Origin of the sequence: Nonomuraea sp. JJY05 (assembly GCF_043496855.1) — a bacterium.
In the GTDB taxonomy this organism is placed as follows: Bacteria; Actinomycetota; Actinomycetes; order Streptosporangiales; family Streptosporangiaceae; genus Nonomuraea.
Genome location: NZ_JBIEIS010000095.1, coordinates 1 through 17,155, shown reverse-complemented (window position 1 = coordinate 17,155; position 17,155 = coordinate 1). Strand labels below are relative to the sequence as shown.

Here is a 17,155-nt window from a genome sequence, read left to right as displayed (position 1 = left end):
GACGGCCTGTCCAAGAAAGAGATCATCCGCTGCCTGAAGCGCTACGTAGCTCGCGAACTCTACCGAATCATCACATCAAACGATCAAGAACATGCCGCTTGACATCCATAGGAGCATCCCCGGACAGCAGGCATGGCCTCCACTCCGCTGGAGGTCTGATGCAGGGAGCGACGCACTGAGGGGGCGCGCGCAGGAGGCCCGGGCTACCGGCGACGGCCGCGGCATCGGGTTTCCACGGCAGAATGGTGCCGATGATCGTCCCGCCCGCCGCGCGCGTCTGCGTGACCGCAGCCCTGATCTGCCTCGCCGGCTGCGGCGTGCGGGCGCCCGGCGCCGGCGCCGCGCCGGCCCGTCCCACGGTGACGGCTCTCCCGCCCGGCCACCCCCTGGGCCAGCCGCCGCCGACGGTGTGGTCTCCGTCCCCGCCCCCGTCCTGCGCCGGCTCGGGACTGCTCCTGTACGCCGGACCGCCGGACGCCGCGATGGGGCTGCGCGTCCAGACCGTGACGCTCACCAACTGCGGCGACACGGCGCGGCAGGTCAAGGGTTACCCGCGCGTCCGGCTCCTGGACGCGGACGGGCAGCCGCTGAAGGTGAAGATCGACCGGGGCGCTCGTCGGGTCACCACCGCGATCCGGGATCCCCGGCCGCAGGCCGTGACCGTACGGCCGGGCCGATCGGCCGCCTTCACCCTGGCCTGGCGCAACACCTACGGCGGTACCACCCATCCGCCCGCGGTCGGCACCACGCTCGTCGTCACCACCGGCTCCGGCCGGCAGCGCGTCAGCGGCCTCTTCGACCTCGGCTCCACGAACCTCCTGGGCGTCACCGCCTGGAAACCGGTCGAGCGATGAACCCGGCCACGCGGGAGAGGCCGCTGCCGTCGCACACGTAGAGCGTGCGCCAGGGCTCCAGGCAGCCACTGCCGATGAGATGTGGCCCTCCCTATAATCCGACTTGATGATCGACCCGCACGATGCGGCGATAGCGAGGCGACCCTATGGGCCCGATCACGGCCCCGAGCCGTCCCGAGGGCGACGACGGCGCACGAGGGGTGCTGATCGCTCCGGCTCTGGCCAGGGCGATCGTCGCCGTGGTGTTCTGCGGCTTCGCCGGGGTCGCCCTGCTGTGGGTGCTGGAGCTGGACAAGAGCGGCGGCGAGATGGCGCCGGCCGTCACCCTGCTGGCCGGTCTGCTGGGCCTGCAGTACTTCTACTTCTGCCGCCCGGGCGTGGACCTGCGCTCGCGTGCGTCCCACGTCGTGCTCGCGGTGCAGGCGTGCCTGGTCTACCTTCCGCTGGAGCTGTTCGGGCAGGCGTGGGTCAGCCAGCCCTCGTTCCTGGCCGGAAGCGTGCTGCTGGTGCTCTCGCCGCGGGTGGCCTGGCCGGCGTACGCCGCCGTCGTGGCGAGCACGGGGGCCACGCAGCGCTTGTGGACCGACGGCACGTGGCTCGACGTCGTCTATATCCTCGTGAACACCGCGACGGCCGGCCTGGCCGTGTACGGCCTGGTCAGGCTGGCCCGGCTCGTCACCGAGCTGTACGAGGCGCGCGGTGAGCTGGCCAGGACCGCGGTCGCGCACGAGCGGCTGCGGCTCGCCCAGGACGTGCACGACCTGCTCGGGTCGAGCCTGTCGGCGATCGCCCCGAAGGGGGAGCTCGCGCTCCGGCTGCTGCGGCGCAACCCGGGGCGGGCCCGGCAGGAGCTCTCGGAGATCCTGGAGCTCTCCCGGCAGTCGCTGACCGATTTACGGTCAATCGCCCGGATATATCGGGATATTGATCTTGAGGACGAGACGGCGACCCTCACGTCGATGCTCGCGGCCTCCAACGTGGAGCTGCGGATCGACCTCGACAGCCGCGAGCTGGTGCCGCCGCTGCGAGCCGCGCTGGCGGCCGTCCTGCGGGAGGGTCTCGCCCACGTGCTGCGGCACCGGCAGGTGGAACGCTGCGAGATCGTCCTGCGGCAGGAGGGCGGCTCGGTCTCGGCCGACATCCTCTACGACTACGACGGGGCCCAGGCGGGCGTGGGCGGGGACCTGCCGGCGCTGGTGTCCAGGATGGGGGGCGAGCTCACCGCCGAGCCAGTCGCCGACGGCCGGTTCCGCCTCCACGTGCTGCTCCCGGTGGCCGCGCGGCCGCCGGACCTCCCGGCCGAGGCCGCCGACGAGCCCGGTGCGCCCGTTCCCCGCATCGCGACCAGGCTCGGCGGCGGGCTCGTCGTGGCGGTCTTCCTCGGGCTCTTCGCCCAGGCGGTGCTGCGCCCGCTGCTGGTGGGCCGGGAGTTCGAGCAGGTCGCCGTGGGCACCGGCTGCCTGATCGCGGCGCTGGTGCTGCAGCTGGCGTGGTTCAGCCGGCCGGGTGTCCGGCTGCGCCGGCCGGCGGCGTACCTGCTGCTGGGCCTGCAGGCTTTCGTGGTGTATCTGCCGTTCGTGTGGTTCCAGGAGCCGCGGGCGGGGCTGCAGGGGTTCCTGGCCGGCAGCGCGTTGCTGCTGCTGCGGCCGGCCGTCGGCTGGAGCGTGTTCGCCGCGGTCACGGCCGCCGCCGTCTGGGCCCAGTTCGCGTTCGCCGCCGATCTGCCCGTGGGCTACGCCCACATCCTGGTCACCGTGAACCTCGGCCTGCTCACGTACGGCCTGACCTGGATGGCGCGCTCGGTGCGGCGGCTGCGGGCCGCGCGCCGGCAGCTGGCCGAGGCCGCGCTGGCCGAGGCGCGGCTGCGGTTCGCGCAGGACCTGCACGACCTGCTCGGACTGAGCCTGTCGGCGATCACGCTGAAGAGCGACCTCGCCCACCGGCTGATCCCGCGCGATCCGGACCGGGCCCGCACGGTCCTGGCGGAGGTGCTGGAGATCTGCCGGCGCGCCCTGGCCGACGTGCGGTCGGTGGCCGGTGGCCATCGCGAGATGTCGCTCGACGAGGAGTGCCGGACCGCGGAGTCGCTGCTGGCCAGCGCCGGGCTGGAGGTACGGATGGACGTCCGGCACGACGGCCTCGCGCCCGCGGTCGGCACCGTGCTGGCCACGGTGCTGCGCGAGGGCGTCACCAACGTGTTGCGCCACAGCAAGGGCACCCGCTGCGAGATCACCGTTCGCGAGGAGGAGGGCGGGGTCCTGCTGCGCATCGTCAACGACGGGGCGAGCGCCCCGCCGCAGGGCGATCAGCGAGGCAGCGGCATCCGCAACCTGTCCGACCGCGTCGCCGCGCTGGGCGGCACGCTCACCGCCGGTCACGAGAGCGGCGGCCGGTTCGGGCTGTCCACCCGTATCCCACGCTGCGAAGCTCGCGGATGAGGAGAGGGCACCTCGACCTGGCCCGACACGCCCCGAGCCCCGGAGCCGCGCGGCAACCCCCAAGGAGGCCGCCGCGCGGCCGCTCGCTCAGCTCGCCGGGGCGTCGGAGTTCGCCATCCGCAGCAGGTCGTCCATGGCCGGCGGCTGCTGCCCGCCCTGGGAGGCGCCCATGCTGAGGAGGGTGGCCAGCGGGATCTGGGCGATCAGCGCCTGGCTGGCCGGGTCGGTGAAGAAGCTCTCCCCGCCGCCCGCGGCCTTCAGCAGGGTCTCCTCGACGATCTTCCGGCCCCGGGGATGGGCCAGCCATTCCTGAAGCGTGCTGTCCGCCATGAGCACGGCCTGAGGCGGCTCCACGTCCAGGTGGATGCGCTGCTCCAGGACCAGGTCGCGGGAGGAGTGTCCGACGTGCACGCCGTACTCGCCCGGCTCGGCCACCCAGCGTCCGTGCCGGGCGCTCCAGTAGCTGAAGGCCCGGGCGTCGAGCTCGATCACCACGCGGGCGCTCTCGCCGGGGGCGAGGCGGACCTTGTGGAAGCCCCGCAGCTCGCGTTCGGGACGGTCCACGCCGGCGACGGGGTCGCTGACGTACACCTGCACGACCTCGGCGCCCTCCCGCGTGCCGGTGTTGGTCACCGTGACCTCGACGCTGGCCTCGGGCCGCGCCGGGTCGGGGACGTGCACGACGAGATCGGAGTAGGCGAACGTGGTGTACGACAGCCCGAACCCGAACGGGAAGGCCACGTCCCGCCCGGTGCGGTCGTACCAGCGATAGCCGATGTAGAGGCGTTCCCCGTAGAGCACCTTGCCTTCCGACCCCGGCCAGTTGACGTGCGCGGGCGTGTCGGACAGCCGGTGCGGGACGGTCTCGGCCAGCCGGCCGGAGGGGTCGGCGTGCCCGAAGATCAGGTCGGCCGCGGCGCCGCCGCCCGCCTGGCCCGGCAGCCACATCTCCAGCAGGGCGGCCGCGTGCTCGGTGAGCGGGCCGGTCAGCACGACGCCGCCGTTGCTCAGCACGACCGCGATCGACGGGTTGACCGCGGCCACCGCTTCGAGCAGCCGCAGCTGCGCCTCCGGCAGGTCCAGGTCCTCGCGGTCGAAGCCCTCGGACTCGGCCTCGGACGGCTCGCCGAGGAACACCAGCACCGCGGCGGCGCCGCGGGCGGCCTCCACCGCCTCGGCGAGCAGGGCGGCGTCGGGCTCCCCGTCGAGGCGGAACCCCGGGGCGAAGGCGACCTCGCGCGAGGTGGCGGCGCGGATCGCCGTCAGGGCGTCGTCGAGCCGGGTCGGGTTGATGAGCGAGCTGCCGGCACCCTGGTAGCGCGGGGTGCGCGCGAACTCGCCCAGCACCGCGATCGGGCCGCCGGACTCCGGGTCCAGCGGGAGCAGGCCGCCGTCGTTCTTCAGCAGGACCGCGCACTCGGCCGCGACGCGGCGGGCGAGCGCGTGGTGCGCGTCGAAGTCGGGCTCCGCGTCCGCTCGGCCCTGCCGCAGCCGGTCGTGGGTGCTCACCAGGCGTTCCACGGCGACGTCCAGTACCTCTTCGCTGAGCTCGCCGACGCGCACGGCCTCGACGATGGCGGCGGCGCTGCGGCCGCCGGTGCCCGGCATCTCCAGGTCCAGGCCGGACCGTACGGCGGCGACCGGGTCGTGCACCGCGCCCCAGTCGGAGACCACGTAGCCGTCGAAGCCCCACTCCTCACGCAGGACCGTCGTGAGCAGCCAGGGATTCTCCGAGGCGTGCACGCCGTTGACCCGGTTGTACGAGCACATGATCGTGGCCGGCCGCGCCTCGCGGACGACGTGCTCGAACGCGCGCAGGTAGATCTCCCGCAGGGTGCGCTCGTCCACCTCCGCGCTGACGCGCATGCGGTCGGTCTCCTGGTTGTTGGCCGCGAAGTGCTTGACCGACGCGCCGACGCCGCGCGACTGCAGGCCCGCGACCCACGCGGCGCCCATGACACCGGCCAGCAGCGGGTCCTCGGCGAAATACTCGAAGTTGCGGCCGCACAGCGGGGAGCGCTTCATGTTGACGCCCGGGCCGAGCAGCACGTCCACGCCGAGCGCCCTGGCCTCGACCGCGAGCGCCTCCCCGACCTCGCGCAGGAGGCCGTCGTCCCACGAGGAGCCGAGTGCCGCCGCGGTGGGGAACGCCGTGGCGGGCATGCTGTCGGCGAGCCCGAGGTGGTCGACCCCGGTCCGCTGCAGGCGTACGCCGTGCGGGCCGTCGGTGAGCAGCGCGGCGGGCACGCCCGCGTGCGACACCTCCGCGGTCGTCCAGAAACTGGCGCCGGACACGAGCCGCGCCTTCTCCTCGAGCGTGAGCCGTTCGACGACGGATCGTCCGTCGGTCATGTCGTGACCTTCCTGTCCTGCGGGGATGAGTTGGGCTAGCGCGCGCTAGCTGCCAGCGATGCGACGCTAACCTTGGGGCACTAGCACGCGCAAGTGCCATGTCAGGGGATGGGAGGGCGGCCATGGGCGGACGGGCACGGCGGGTGACGGCGAGCGACATCGCGCGGTCCCTGGGAATCTCCCGGGCCACGGTGGGCTTCGTCATCAACGACACCCCGGGCCAGACGATCTCGGAGGCCACCCGGCGCAAGGTGCTCGCCGAGGCCGAGCGCCTGGGCTACCGGCCGCACGCCGCCGCCCGGGCGCTCGCGCGGGGCAGCAACCGCATCGTCCTGTTCATCATGCCCGACTGGCCTGTGGAGCATCTCCTGCGCCGCTACCTGGAGGAGGCGACGCTCGTCCTGGACCGCGCCGGCTACTCGCTGGTGACCTGGAGCCGGCACGCGGGCGGCCGTTCCCGCCCGCTGTGGGAGACGCTCGACCCCGACCTCGTCGTCCCGGTCGTGCCCCTCCCCCGCGACGACCTCGACGTTCTGCGCCGGGAGGCGGGCGCGCGGCTGCTCGCCGACGGCGACGAGCCTTCCGAGCTGCACGAGGTGCCGTCCCTGCGGGCCGGGCCCGTTCTCCAGGTGGAGCATCTGCACGAGCGCGGGCACGCGCGGCTGGCCGTCGCCCTCACGGGCGACCCGCGCCTGCAGGCGCTCGCCGCCCTGCGCGCCTCCCTGGCGAGGACGCGCGCCGCGGAGCTGGGCCTCGAGGTCGCCGACGTGCGGACGGTCTTCGACGAGGACGGCTCCGCGGCCGGTGCGGTACGGGACTGGCTGGACGCCGGGGTCACCGGAGTGGTCGCCTACAACGACGACATCGCCGCCGCCGTCGTGGGGGCGGCCGTGCGCGCGGGGATCGCCCTGCCCGGCCGCCTCGCGGTGGTCGGGCACGACGACAGTCCCCTGGCCCGGCTGCTGGTGCCCGCGCTGACGAGCGTGCGCGTGGACGTGGCGGGTCTGGGCAGGTACGTCGCCCACCGCGCGCTGCACGCCCTCGGGGTGGAGGACACGCCCCCGGCCGAGCCCGAGGTCTGGGCCGATGTCGTTCACCGCGAGACGTCCTGATCGCGCGTCAGTCCGCGAGCGCCTGCCGGCGGCGGAGTTCGAGCTGCTGACCGACCCGGGCGGTGTCGCGCGGGTAGGTGACGTACAGGACGGAGAGCAGGAGGCCGTTGACGATCATCAGGATGACCAGCACCCACAGGAACACGCCCTGGATGCCGATCGTCGCCGCCAGCGAGCCGGCCAGCAGCGAGAACAGCGCCCACGCGATCGTCTCGAACACCGACAACCAGATCGCGTACGCCTGCCCGCGCAGCTCCGGCAGCACGACCCCGGCCACGATGGGCCGGTTGACCGGCGGGTTCAGGCCCTGACAGGCGCCCAGCAGGGCCCAGAAGATCGCGTAGATGACGATCGACTCGTACCGGAACTGCGTGCCGAAGAAGGCGATGACGGCGAACAGGATCTGGGCCAGCTGCAGGACCAGGACGCGCCCCCTGCTCGGCATGAGCCGGTCGAGCACCGGCAGGACGAATCCGGCGCTCAGCGTGGCGACGCTGTAGCCGATGCCGAACGGCAGCGTCACCAGGATGGCCGTGGCGTTGTCGATCTCGCGCTCGGTGACGAGGAACTGGACGCCGAAGATGATGATCAGCAGGTGTCCCGACAGGAGCCGGCTCAGCATCATCACCGTGTACGTGGGGATGCGGAACAGGCCGGCCACGGAGGCGACGGTGACCTTCGTCTTCGCCCGGTCATCGCTCGCGAGGTCGGCGAGCTGCTTCTCGGAGGAGCCGATGCCCGGATCGGTGAAGAAGGCGGCCACGGCGAGCCCGGCGACGATGCAGACGCCGCCGAGGGTCCACAGCGCCCAGCGCCAGCCGTCCTCCAACCCGACGAAGACCGCCATGACGGGCCCGAGGACGATGGAGGCGACCTGGATCGCACTGAAGAAGATCCCGTTCGCCCGGGCACGCTGCTCGTCGGCGAAGGAGTCGGCGATGACGGCCATGGTGATGGGCGAGCCGCCGATCACCGCGGCGGACATGAGGGTGCAACAGATGAGGAGCTGGACGAAGTTCTGGGAGAAACCGGCGGCGATGCCGAACAGGCCGCCGGACACCGTCGTGGCGATCAGCGCGCCACGACGGCCGATCCTGCTGGACAACCACACCCAGAACGGGCCGGCCGGAACGCTGGCGATCTTGCCGAGCGCCGCGATGACGCCGAGATGACCATTGTCGAGCCGGAGCGCGGCCGCGAGCGTGGGGAAGACGGTGTTGATGAGACCGGCTTCGGTGTTGTCGACGACGCTCACGCCGGAAAGGACGGCGAGATTGCGCCAGCGGTGGGGGACGTTGGCGGCCTGGGCCGCTCCTGGCTGTACGGACGCGGTGGAGGCGCTGGCATCCATGCGGTGCCCCTGTCTGCAGTGTTGCGATAGAGAGAGCGTCGCCTCAGTCGGTCGAGGCGGCGGGTGTTGCCGTGAGAAGGCCGAACTGCTCGTCGATGCGGCGCAGGACCGCGGCGGGCACGAAGCCGAGACGGGCGAGGTCCAGCAGGCTCATGGGGGCGGGGGCGGCGAGCAGCTCCGACTGCACCAGGGCGGGCGCCTCCTGCGCGAGGACGTCCTTGGCGCCGGTGACGCCCAGCAGCTCCAGGAGCGGCGCGCGGAGCAGGGCGGGGGCCTGGAACTCCGCCTCCACGGGCAGGGGCACGGCGACGGCCGCCGCGCGTTCGCGCTGCTCGCGGACCAGCAGGTGCTCCGGGGTGACCGCACCCTCGCGCGGGATGCCCAGGCGCTCGAACTGGCTGGGCGGGGCGTCGTTCTCGACCATGAGCCGGCGCAGCAGCTCGATCATCCGCAGCTCCACGTCGTCGTCCACGATCGGGCTCTCCTGCGCCGGATCATCGTGCAGGTCGAACAGCAGCGTGCCGTGCCGCCACGGGTTCATCCAGCTCGCGGAGGCGGGCATCCGCATCGTGCGCAGGCCCTTGGTGAAGGCGAACGGCTCGGCCGGCTCCCACTCCCGCAGCTCCGCCACCGAGAACCGGGTGCGCATGTGGGTGGGCATGAGCGTGAACTCCTCCAGCGGCCCGTTGACCGCCTCCCTGGCCGCGCGCATGTAGACATAGCGGCCGTCGGTGACGTTCACGTGCCCGCCGTGGATGCCGAACAGCGCACCCTCGCGCAGCGGCCCGTCCTGGGCGAGGTCCGCGCCCTGCATGTCCGGGGTGGGCTCCAGGCCGAAGTAGCGCAGCACGGTCGGCGCGATGTCGATGGTCTGCGCCAGCTCGCCCCGCCGCCGGTCCCGCCCGCCGGTCCGCGGGTCCCACAGGAACATCGGCAGGTGCACCAGCTCGTTGAACCACGGCATCACCGACTTGGCCCACCAGCCGTGCTCACCCAGCAGGAAGCCGTGGTCGGTGTTGACGACGAGCAGGGTGTCGTCCCACATGCCGCGCTCGTCCATGAAGTCCAGCACCCGGCCGAGCGAGCGGTCGCACATCGACACCAGCGCGGCGTACTCGAGGCGCGCGTGCTCGACCTGCCCTTCCGGCTCCAGCACCTTCTGGTACGGCGGCCAGTCGAACGCGGGCCCGTCGTACTCGTGCGGGTAGAGGTCCTTGTACTGCTGGTGGGTGAAGAACGGCTCGTGCGGGTCGAACAGCTCGATCTGCAGCAACCACCGGTCGGCGTCGGCGTTGGTCTCCAGGAAGTGCAGACCGGCGTCGACGGTCAGGGTCTGGGAGTGCTCGGCCTCGGTCGGCATGTACGTGCGGTTGATCACGTCCTGCCGTTTCATGGCCCCGTACGGGCTCGCCGGGCCGCCGTCGCCGCCGACCACGCCCTTCCACGGGTCGCCCTCCTGGCCCCGGAAGAACTCCCAGGTGCTGTAGCGGGTGTGATAGGTCGCGCCGCCGTCCTCCCAGTAGTGCGGATGGTCGGAGACCAGGTGCGTGTGCACCCCCGCCCGCTTGAGCAGCTCCGGCATCGAGTCGTCGAACGGCTCCAGCGGGCCCCAGCTGCGGTGCAGGAAGTTGTACCGGCCGGTGTGCATCTCGCGCCGCGCCGGCATGCACGGCAGCGACCCGGCGTAGAAGTTGTCGAACGTCACGGCCCTGGCCGCCAGCCGCGCGAAGTTGGGCGCGTCGACGAAGGTGTCGGCGTAGGGGGCGAGCAGGTGCCTGTTCAGGCTGTCGAACATGAGGATGACGGCCCTCATCGCGTCGCCTCCTCCGTGGTCTCCTCGTTGATCGGCTCGCCGTCGAGGAGCCGCCGGCGCAGCTCGATGAGCGAGGCGATGTGGCGGTCCATCGCCTCGGCCCCACGCCGGTGGAGCCACTCGTCCATCTGGCCTCCGAGCTCGACGTCGTAACCCCGGGGCGGCTCGTCGAACAGCGTGCGGTCACGGTGGCGGTACCGCGCGACCTCCGCGGTGCGGGTGTTGATCTCGATGTCGAGAAGGCCGATCACCTGCTCGACCGTCATGAACCCGGCGCTGCCCAGCCGTGCGTACAGATCGGGATCCTGGAAACGCGTGGGCGGGTTGTACGGGCGCGTCAGCCAGTCGGTGAAGACCGTGTGGCCCTCTTCGGTCACGTGGTAGCGCTTGGCGTTGCTCGCCCCGGGGCGCTCCTCGATCGTGTGCCCGACCCAGCCGCGCTCCTCCATCGCCGCCAGCGTCCGGTACGCCTGGCTCATGGTGATGTTCGAGCGCATGAACCGGCCATGCGTGTCGAAGTACTTCTTCAGCTCGTAGCCGGTGCTGGGGCGACTGAGCAGTGCGCCGAGCAGCAGAATCTCAAGCTTCATCAAATGTGCCCGTCGTTGTAACGGAGTTAACCGTGCCACAAGTGGAATGGTGATACCATGACACAAGTGTCACGCCCTGTCGATAGGTCCGATCACTCTTCCTGCTGCACGCCGAACCTGGCGTCGGCCCAGGGTCGCGAGCCGATTTCCGCCGGGCGTGGCGCCCATCTGATCGAGCAGTGCCACGTCGAGGCCGGCGCCTTCCGCATGGGCGACCCCTTCGGCGACGGCCGGGCCGGGGACGGCGAGACGCCGGTGCACGAGGTGACGCTCGACGCGTTCGACATCGACGCGACCACCGTGACCAACGCCGACTTCGCCCGCTTCGCCGACGACACCGGCTATCGCACCGAGGCGGAGTTCGCCGGATCCTCGGCGGTCTTCCACACGCTGGTGCACCCGCGGGCGAGGGTCATCGGCCACTCGCCGCGCGCTCCCTGGTGGCTCGCCGTCGAAGGCGCGAGCTGGAGGCACCCGGAAGGGCCCGGCTCCGACCCGCCGGAAGACCATCCCGTGGTCCACGTCACCTGGAACGACGCCCAGGCCTACTGCGCCTGGGCCGGGCGGCGCCTGCCCACCGAGGCCGAATGGGAGCGCGCCTCGCGCGGCGGCCTCGACGGCGCCCGCTACCCCTGGGGCGACGACCTCCTCGACGCGCGGGGACGGTGGCAGGCCAACATCTGGCAGGGCTCCTTTCCCGACCACAACACCGCCGAGGACGGCTGGCCGGGCACCGCGCCCGTGCGCACGTTCGCGCCGAACGGGTTCGGGCTCTGGCAGAGCGTGGGCAACGTCTGGGAGTGGTGCGACGACCCGTTCGACCCGCGGGCGTACGCCAAACGAGCCCGCGCGCAGGTCCACGACCCGCGCTCCCGCGTCGCCCCGAGGCTCCGGGTCCTGCGCGGAGGCTCGTACCTGTGCCACGACTCCTACTGCAACCGCTACCGCAACGCGGCCAGGTCGTCGAACACACCCGACTCGAGCATGGGCAACGCCGGCTTTCGCACGGTGGCGTCCTGAGGGTGCGGCCGGGCCGTCAGCCGGGCGCGGCCGTGAAGCGGATCGGGCGAACTCCCACCCCGACCCTGCTCCGGCATCGCCCGCTGACACGCGAAAGGCCCTGCCCCGGCCGCGAGCCAGAAGCAGAGCCCATTTCGTCAAGGCGCCGTCGAAGCGCCGCTCCGGTCAGATGTTGTGCGCGAAATCCCCGCCGAAACCGGCGATGAAGACGTGGCTGTCGACCTGACCGGCGGTGAAGAACATCGAGATTCCGCACCCCCACCTGATCGCGTCGCGGCCTACCGGAAAGACGTTGTCCGCGCTCAGGCCGTGCGCGTGATCGCCTTCGATCCTGAGGCCCTCCCTGACCAGGATGCGGTCCGGGCCGTCCCACACATGCACCGCGGTGAGCGCGCTGGTCTCTCGCGCGTCGAAGAGGATCAGCACCCTGTCCAGGGTGGCCCGGCGGTCTTCGACGATGACGGGGGTGGGAATGGCCAGGTGGATCCAGTCGCCGCCGTTCGCCGGAAGCGAGAAGGTTACGCCGAATCCCTGACGCAGTGCGCCCGTGCCGGGATTTTCGGCCACGGCCGTGAATCCGTGCTGCCATGACGCGTACAATTTCGACATTGTCGTGCCCCTTTCTGTTTGGCCGGCTTCCTGATGACCCAACGATAAAGTTTTTCGAAGAAAGCCCGACATCCCCAGAATTCGGGATATCCATCTCCCATAATCCAGACGAAAATATGAATCCGTGGCGATGGAGGGGAAAGCCGGGGAGGAGGCGGACTTCAACCTCCGGGGACCGGTCCCGAAGGTGTGCTGGTTTCCTGGTTCCGGTCCGCGATCCCCCTGGAGACTCCATGAACCGCACGCTGTCCTTCCGTCGCCTTCAGCCGGCCGCGGGCACGGCCCTCGTGGTGGTGCTGGTGACCGGATGTGGCTCCGCCCCGTCCGCCGGAGGAAATGCCGCTGAAACGGTGTCCGCCGGCAAAACCGCAAGCACGGCGCCCACGGCGTCCCCGAGTGCCGGCGCATCCACCGGCACACCGACCAGCACGCCCACCCCGTCGGCGCGGCCCCTGCCGCGCGCGGCTGACGGCAAGCGCTACTCGGCCTGCAGGGACGGCACGTGCGAGGTGGCCATCTCCCGGCCGGTGCGCATCGCCGTGAAGGGCGGCCGCCTGACCGTGCTCAAGGTGAAGCCGAACAACAGCCTGAAATTCGATCTGACCTTCACCTACGGCGGCGGCGGTTCCGGTTTGCTGAAGGGCACCTGCGGCGCCATCGCCACCTTCTATCGATATGCCGGCGGAGCGGGAATGGAGGGCTGCCGCTCGGACGACAGCACTCCGAAGAAGCCCGCCCGCGTGAAGGGAGCGCTCCGGATGCAACTGGTCGGCTGGGACAGTGGCAAGGCCGCGGTCCTGCGGTTGGTGTCAGGCTGACGCGGCGCTCCGGGGTGCCGGGGGCGCTGATCGCGATCTACGATGCGGAGCTGTGGGCAACAGATTGAGCCAGGTCGCGACGGTGAACGGGCAGATCGCCGCCGACGGCCGGTACACCGCCGAGGACGGCACCCTCGTCACCGTGGGTCCCGTGCTGGAGGCGGCGATCGCCGGCACGGTGAGCCATCCGCCCGAGGAGCCGATCGCCGCGCCGGCCGCCACGGGCCACCGGACGTCTTTCGAGGTCACCGGGGAAGGCAGCCTGCAGGCCGCGCGGCGGCTGCACCTGGCAGGCGCCGAACGGATCGCCGTGCTGAACTTCGCCTCGGCCCGCAGTCCCGGCGGCGGCTACCTCGGCGGGGCCAAGGCGCAGGAGGAGGACCTGTGCCGCGCGAGCCTGCTGCACCCCTGTCTGCTGAACGCTCCCGACTTCTACGCCGCGCACCGCGCCTCCTCCGACCTGCTCTACAGCCACCGGGTCATCTGGTCTCCCGATGTGCCGGTGCACCGCGACGACCGCGGCCGGTTCCTGAGCGAGCCGTACCTGGTCTCGTTCCTGACCTCGCCCGCGCCCAACGCCGGGCAGCTGCTGCGGCGCGATCCCGGAGCGGGACCGCGGATCCGGCGGGCGCTGCACGAGCGTGCCGGGCGCGTGCTGGCGGTCGCCGCGCACCACGGCGCGCGGCAGCTCGTGCTCGGGGCGTGGGGGTGCGGGGTGTTCCGCAACGACCCGCGTGAGGTCGCCGCGGCCTTCCACGCGCATCTGGGCGAGGGCGGGGTGTTCGAACGGGTGGTGTTCGCGGTGTGGGACCGGTCGGAGGAGTCGGCCAACCGGGCCGCGTTCGCCGAACGCTTCGGGGAGCCGGCCACCGGGTGAGCGCGCCATCGCGGCCGGCCTCAACGTTGCGCCCGGACCTCCTCACGCACCGGCGCGACGCTGACCGGCGACCTTGGAGGAAGGCAGGCGGCCGGCCCTGGACGCGCCCGTCATCGAGTCGCCTTCGACGACGACGTCGAAGGCGAGATTCAGGCGCATCGGCTTGGTGATGGACTGCTTCCAGACGACCCGGTTCTCCTCCACGGCGATGTCGCGCAGTTCGACCTCGTCGCCGGCTCCGGAGGCGGTGCCGGACCAGGCGCCGGCCTCCTCACGCAACTCGACGACCACGGCAAGCCTGCCGATCGGGGTGGAGAGCGACAGGTCCCAGACGCCGGCGGGATTCATACGACTCCTTTCCGGGTTTCAGAAGGCGAGGGGGGTGCGGCCGGTGTCGCGCCACACGACGCCACGGCGCTCGTAGGCGAACAGTTCCTCGACGGCATGCGCGATCCGCGGCCCGAGCTCCCGTTCCAGCAGGTGGAGGCCCACCTCGAGCCCAGAGGTGACGCCGCCGCCCGAGACGAGGTCGCCGTCGTCCACGACGCGGGCGCGGACCGCGTGCACGCCGGTGGCGTCGAGCAGGTCGACGCCCATGTGGTGGGTGGTGGCGTACCGGCCCTCCAGCAGGCCCGCCAGGGCGAGGATGAGCGCGCCGCCGCACACCGTGGCGACGGTCGTCTCGGGACGCTCCATCGCCGCCTTCAGCAGGGCGGGCAGCTCGGTGTCCAGCGTGCGGGCCAGCAGCACCGGGACGGGCTCGTCCCGGTGCTCCGGCTGCGCCCCGATGTCCTCGCCGGGCTCGCCGATCCGGCCCGAGGCGCCGGGCACCACGACCAGGTCCGCCTTCGCCGGGTCCAGCGCGGCCGTGGCGCGCAGGGGCATACCGCCGGTGCCGCTCACCACCTCGCGCGGCCCCTCGGCGCTCACCAGCTCCACCGTAAGCGCCCCGCCGGAGGCGATGCCTCCGGCATGGAGCACTTCGTACGGGGCGATGACGTCCAGCGGATCGAAGCCATCGAAGAGGACGATCTGAGCATGCATGAAATGTCCATCTAATTAGGGGAATGACCGGTTATTGACTCCGGTCGGCCCCAACTTACGAGAGCGCCGGAGCGGCCCCCAGTAGCTTGATCGACAAAATCCAACGGGAACTCGCCACCCCGGCACCCGGCCTGCGGCGGTCCGGCGTCACCCGGCGTCCTGGCGCGGGTCGATCCACGCCTCCGTGACCTGGCCGCCCTGCATTGCCACGTCCAACCGCCGGCACCATGAGCGCGTCGGCGCCCATCCCTCGGCCGGCCTGAAGTTCAGCCGCAACCGGTGCGCCGAGCGGGGAACCGGCCCGCCCAGATGGCGAGCTCCGTGCGCGGCCGTCTCGCCCTCCGGATCGAAGGCGCCGCTGTTGTCGTCACGGTAGGAGGTGCCGAGGTCGTCCTCGGCATGCCATCATCTCCTGCGGCTACCTCTCCGAGGTCGTGCTCGACTGGCTGAGCACGGCGAGCCGTCCGCCGGGTTCACCTCGATGCTGCCGGACGCCGGCGACCATGAGCGAAGCACGTTCCCCCACCTCGCCCGCCGGCGCCGCCTGGCGGGTTACGAGTTGCCGCAAGGGGTGTACTGGCGAGCCATCGACACGGCCAAGGATCTGGACGAGGCCGCCAAGGAACTCGCCGCCTTCCGCATGCGGCAAGGGGAGGACGGGCGCCCGAGCCGGGAAACACGGCCATTATTCATTTCCCGGCGGGGCCGATTATCGGTTTTCCCGCCGTAATCCGGCGAGTCATGGCGGTGCGCCGGACGGACGGCCATAACTCAAAAGAGTGCGTGGCGCGTTACTTCATTTTCGCCGCGAGGTCGGGGATTGTGGACGGGACGCTTATCTCTGCAGGGAGGATGACGTTGTCGACATCCGTGGGCCAGGAACCCACTCCCCCGAACGTGCCGTTCCTCGACGTCCTGGATCCGGCTTTCGATTTCGGCGCCCCCGAGGTCTTCGCGGCCCAGGCGGAAAGCTGGTACGCGACCAGCCCCATCGGCCTGCTCGTGCTGCGATACGAGCAGGCCAGTGACCTCTTACGCGACCGAAGGCTGGACCACAACGGCAAGCGGTACCTGGAGACGAACGGGATCTTCGACGGTCCGATCTACGAGTGGTTCGTCCCGATGATCGTCAACCACGACGGAGAGGACCACCGCCGCCTGCGCCGCCTCACAAGCAAGGCGTTCACGGCGCGCACGGTGGAGAATCTGCGGCCGTTCATCCGGGCGCAGGTCGAGCAGCTGACCGAGGGATTGTCCTCGGCCGAGACGTGCGAGTTCGTCGAGGACTTCGGCTCCCGGCTGCCGCTGGCGGTCATGTGCCGGTTGCTCGGCGTGCCGCCCGAGGACTACGACGTCTTCGGCACCTGGACCAGGGACATCGGCCTGGTCTTCAGCCTCGCGGCCGGGAGCGACGTCGTCGCCAGGGTGGAAGCCGCGGTACGCGGTCTCAACGACTACGCCGACTTCCTCATCGAGGAGAAGTCGGCCAGGCCCACCGACGACCTCACCTCCGCCCTGGTCGCCGCCCATCAGGCCGACGACGGCCGCGTCAGCAGGGACGAGCTGCGCAACCTCCTGGTCACGCTCGTGTTCGGCGCGCAGGACAACACCCGGTACCAGCTCGCGAACGCCGTGGTCGCCTTCGCCGAGCACCCCGACCAGTGGACCCTGCTGGGGCAGCGGCCGGAGCTGGCGGCCCAGGCCGTCGAAGAGGTGATGCGCTGGCTTCCCTCGGCGGGCACCATCTACCGGTTCGCCGCGGAGGACTTCGACTACGAGGGACTGCACATCGCGCGCGAGACGTTCCTGACGATGTGCGTGAGCATCGCCCAGCGTGACCCGCGTGCCCACAAGAACGCCGATCGGTTCGACATCACGGCCGTCAGGGACAATCCCCCGCTGCAGTTCGGCGCGGGCCCGCACCACTGCCTGGGCGCGGCTCTGGCACGCGTCGAGATAGGGGAGGCACTCCCCGTCCTCGCCGCACGGCTGGGCCCGCCCTCCGTCGCGGGGCCGATCGCCTGGCAGGGCCCCCTCGGGATCCAGGGCCCGGATGTGCTGCCGCTGCGCTTCGGCTGAACAGGACTCGCGCTCCGCCCTCCTCCCGGGGAGGGCGGACGGGAACTTGTCCGGGGCACTCACCGCCGGGAAACGCCGTGGTAGTGCGGCAGATCGAGCGGCGGCACCGGGAAGCCACCTGCCGTCGGCTCTTCGGACAGTTCCTCGAACTCGGCCTCGACCTGGGCCTTCTGGGCCTCCTTGCGCCGCTGGTTGACG

The 17,155-nt window shown here is 71.4% G+C and carries 14 protein-coding genes; 7 read left to right on the top strand and 7 right to left on the bottom strand.

The window, feature by feature from the left end; all coding sequences use genetic code 11:
* Positions 1-251: 251 nt before the first annotated feature.
* Together ACFKCF_RS60955 and ACFKCF_RS60950 are read left to right on the top strand one after the other, a co-directional pair.
* Complete coding sequence (locus tag ACFKCF_RS60955; protein WP_394506581.1) at positions 252-854, top strand: DUF4232 domain-containing protein; 603 nt, start codon at positions 252-254, stop codon at positions 852-854.
* A gap of 146 nt (positions 855-1,000) precedes the next feature.
* Entirely contained in the window at positions 1,001-3,292 is a 2,292-nt protein-coding gene (locus ACFKCF_RS60950) for a sensor histidine kinase (protein WP_394506579.1), read from the top strand.
* An 87-nt stretch (positions 3,293-3,379) separates the two neighbouring features.
* Here the strand turns inward: ACFKCF_RS60950 and ACFKCF_RS60945 are convergent, their stop codons facing one another.
* Entirely contained in the window at positions 3,380-5,644 is a 2,265-nt protein-coding gene (locus tag ACFKCF_RS60945) for a glycoside hydrolase family 3 C-terminal domain-containing protein (RefSeq protein ID WP_394506577.1), read from the bottom strand.
* Positions 5,645-5,766: 122 nt separating this feature from the next.
* Here ACFKCF_RS60945 and ACFKCF_RS60940 point away from each other — a divergent pair, with 122 nt between their 5' ends.
* On the top strand, positions 5,767-6,756 hold the full coding sequence (locus ACFKCF_RS60940; protein WP_394506575.1) for a LacI family DNA-binding transcriptional regulator: 990 nt from the start codon (positions 5,767-5,769) through the stop codon (positions 6,754-6,756).
* A 7-nt stretch (positions 6,757-6,763) separates the two neighbouring features.
* On the opposite strand, the gene ACFKCF_RS60935 is transcribed toward ACFKCF_RS60940, so the two are convergent.
* Genes ACFKCF_RS60935 through ACFKCF_RS60925 form a run of 3 tightly spaced genes read right to left on the bottom strand, consistent with a single transcriptional unit; the run spans position 6,764 to position 10,510 of the window.
* Positions 6,764-8,107 carry an MFS transporter gene (locus ACFKCF_RS60935; protein ID WP_394506573.1) on the bottom strand — a complete coding sequence of 448 codons (1,344 nt, stop codon included), beginning with the start codon at positions 8,105-8,107 and terminating at the stop codon, positions 6,764-6,766.
* A 43-nt stretch (positions 8,108-8,150) separates the two neighbouring features.
* Entirely contained in the window at positions 8,151-9,920 is a 1,770-nt protein-coding gene (locus tag ACFKCF_RS60930; protein WP_394506571.1) for a sulfatase, read from the bottom strand.
* Positions 9,917-10,510, bottom strand: coding sequence for a PadR family transcriptional regulator (locus ACFKCF_RS60925; RefSeq protein WP_394506569.1), 594 nt, complete (start codon positions 10,508-10,510; stop codon positions 9,917-9,919). Before ACFKCF_RS60925 ends, ACFKCF_RS60930 begins: the two co-directional genes overlap by 4 nt.
* A 66-nt stretch (positions 10,511-10,576) precedes the next feature.
* On the opposite strand from ACFKCF_RS60925, the gene ACFKCF_RS60920 reads away from it, so the two are divergent.
* Positions 10,577-11,530 (top strand): formylglycine-generating enzyme family protein, encoded by a 954-nt coding sequence (locus tag ACFKCF_RS60920; RefSeq protein WP_394506567.1) that lies wholly within the window; start codon positions 10,577-10,579, stop codon positions 11,528-11,530.
* Positions 11,531-11,695: 165 nt separating this feature from the next.
* On the opposite strand, the gene ACFKCF_RS60915 is transcribed toward ACFKCF_RS60920, so the two are convergent.
* Positions 11,696-12,097, bottom strand: a complete 402-nt coding sequence (locus ACFKCF_RS60915; RefSeq protein WP_394506565.1) for a hypothetical protein — start codon at positions 12,095-12,097, stop codon at positions 11,696-11,698.
* A gap of 275 nt (positions 12,098-12,372) precedes the next feature.
* Between ACFKCF_RS60915 and ACFKCF_RS60910 the strand changes: the two genes are divergently transcribed.
* Both ACFKCF_RS60910 and ACFKCF_RS60905 read left to right on the top strand, forming a co-directional pair.
* Entirely contained in the window at positions 12,373-12,957 is a 585-nt protein-coding gene (locus tag ACFKCF_RS60910; protein WP_394506563.1) for a hypothetical protein, read from the top strand.
* 52 nt (positions 12,958-13,009) lie between these two features.
* On the top strand, positions 13,010-13,834 hold the full coding sequence (locus tag ACFKCF_RS60905; protein WP_394506562.1) for a TIGR02452 family protein: 825 nt from the start codon (positions 13,010-13,012) through the stop codon (positions 13,832-13,834).
* 42 nt (positions 13,835-13,876) lie between these two features.
* On the opposite strand, the gene ACFKCF_RS60900 is transcribed toward ACFKCF_RS60905, so the two are convergent.
* Together ACFKCF_RS60900 and ACFKCF_RS60895 are read right to left on the bottom strand one after the other, a co-directional pair.
* The gene (locus tag ACFKCF_RS60900; protein WP_394506561.1) at positions 13,877-14,182 is read right to left on the bottom strand and encodes a hypothetical protein; all 306 of its coding nucleotides are present in this window, start codon (positions 14,180-14,182) and stop codon (positions 13,877-13,879) included.
* An 18-nt stretch (positions 14,183-14,200) separates the two neighbouring features.
* Positions 14,201-14,878, bottom strand: a complete 678-nt coding sequence (locus tag ACFKCF_RS60895) for a DJ-1/PfpI family protein (RefSeq protein WP_394506559.1) — start codon at positions 14,876-14,878, stop codon at positions 14,201-14,203.
* Positions 14,879-15,736: 858 nt separating this feature from the next.
* On the opposite strand from ACFKCF_RS60895, the gene ACFKCF_RS60890 reads away from it, so the two are divergent.
* Positions 15,737-16,957 carry a cytochrome P450 gene (locus ACFKCF_RS60890; RefSeq protein ID WP_394506557.1) on the top strand — a complete coding sequence of 407 codons (1,221 nt, stop codon included), beginning with the start codon at positions 15,737-15,739 and terminating at the stop codon, positions 16,955-16,957.
* Positions 16,958-17,155 lie beyond the last annotated feature (198 nt).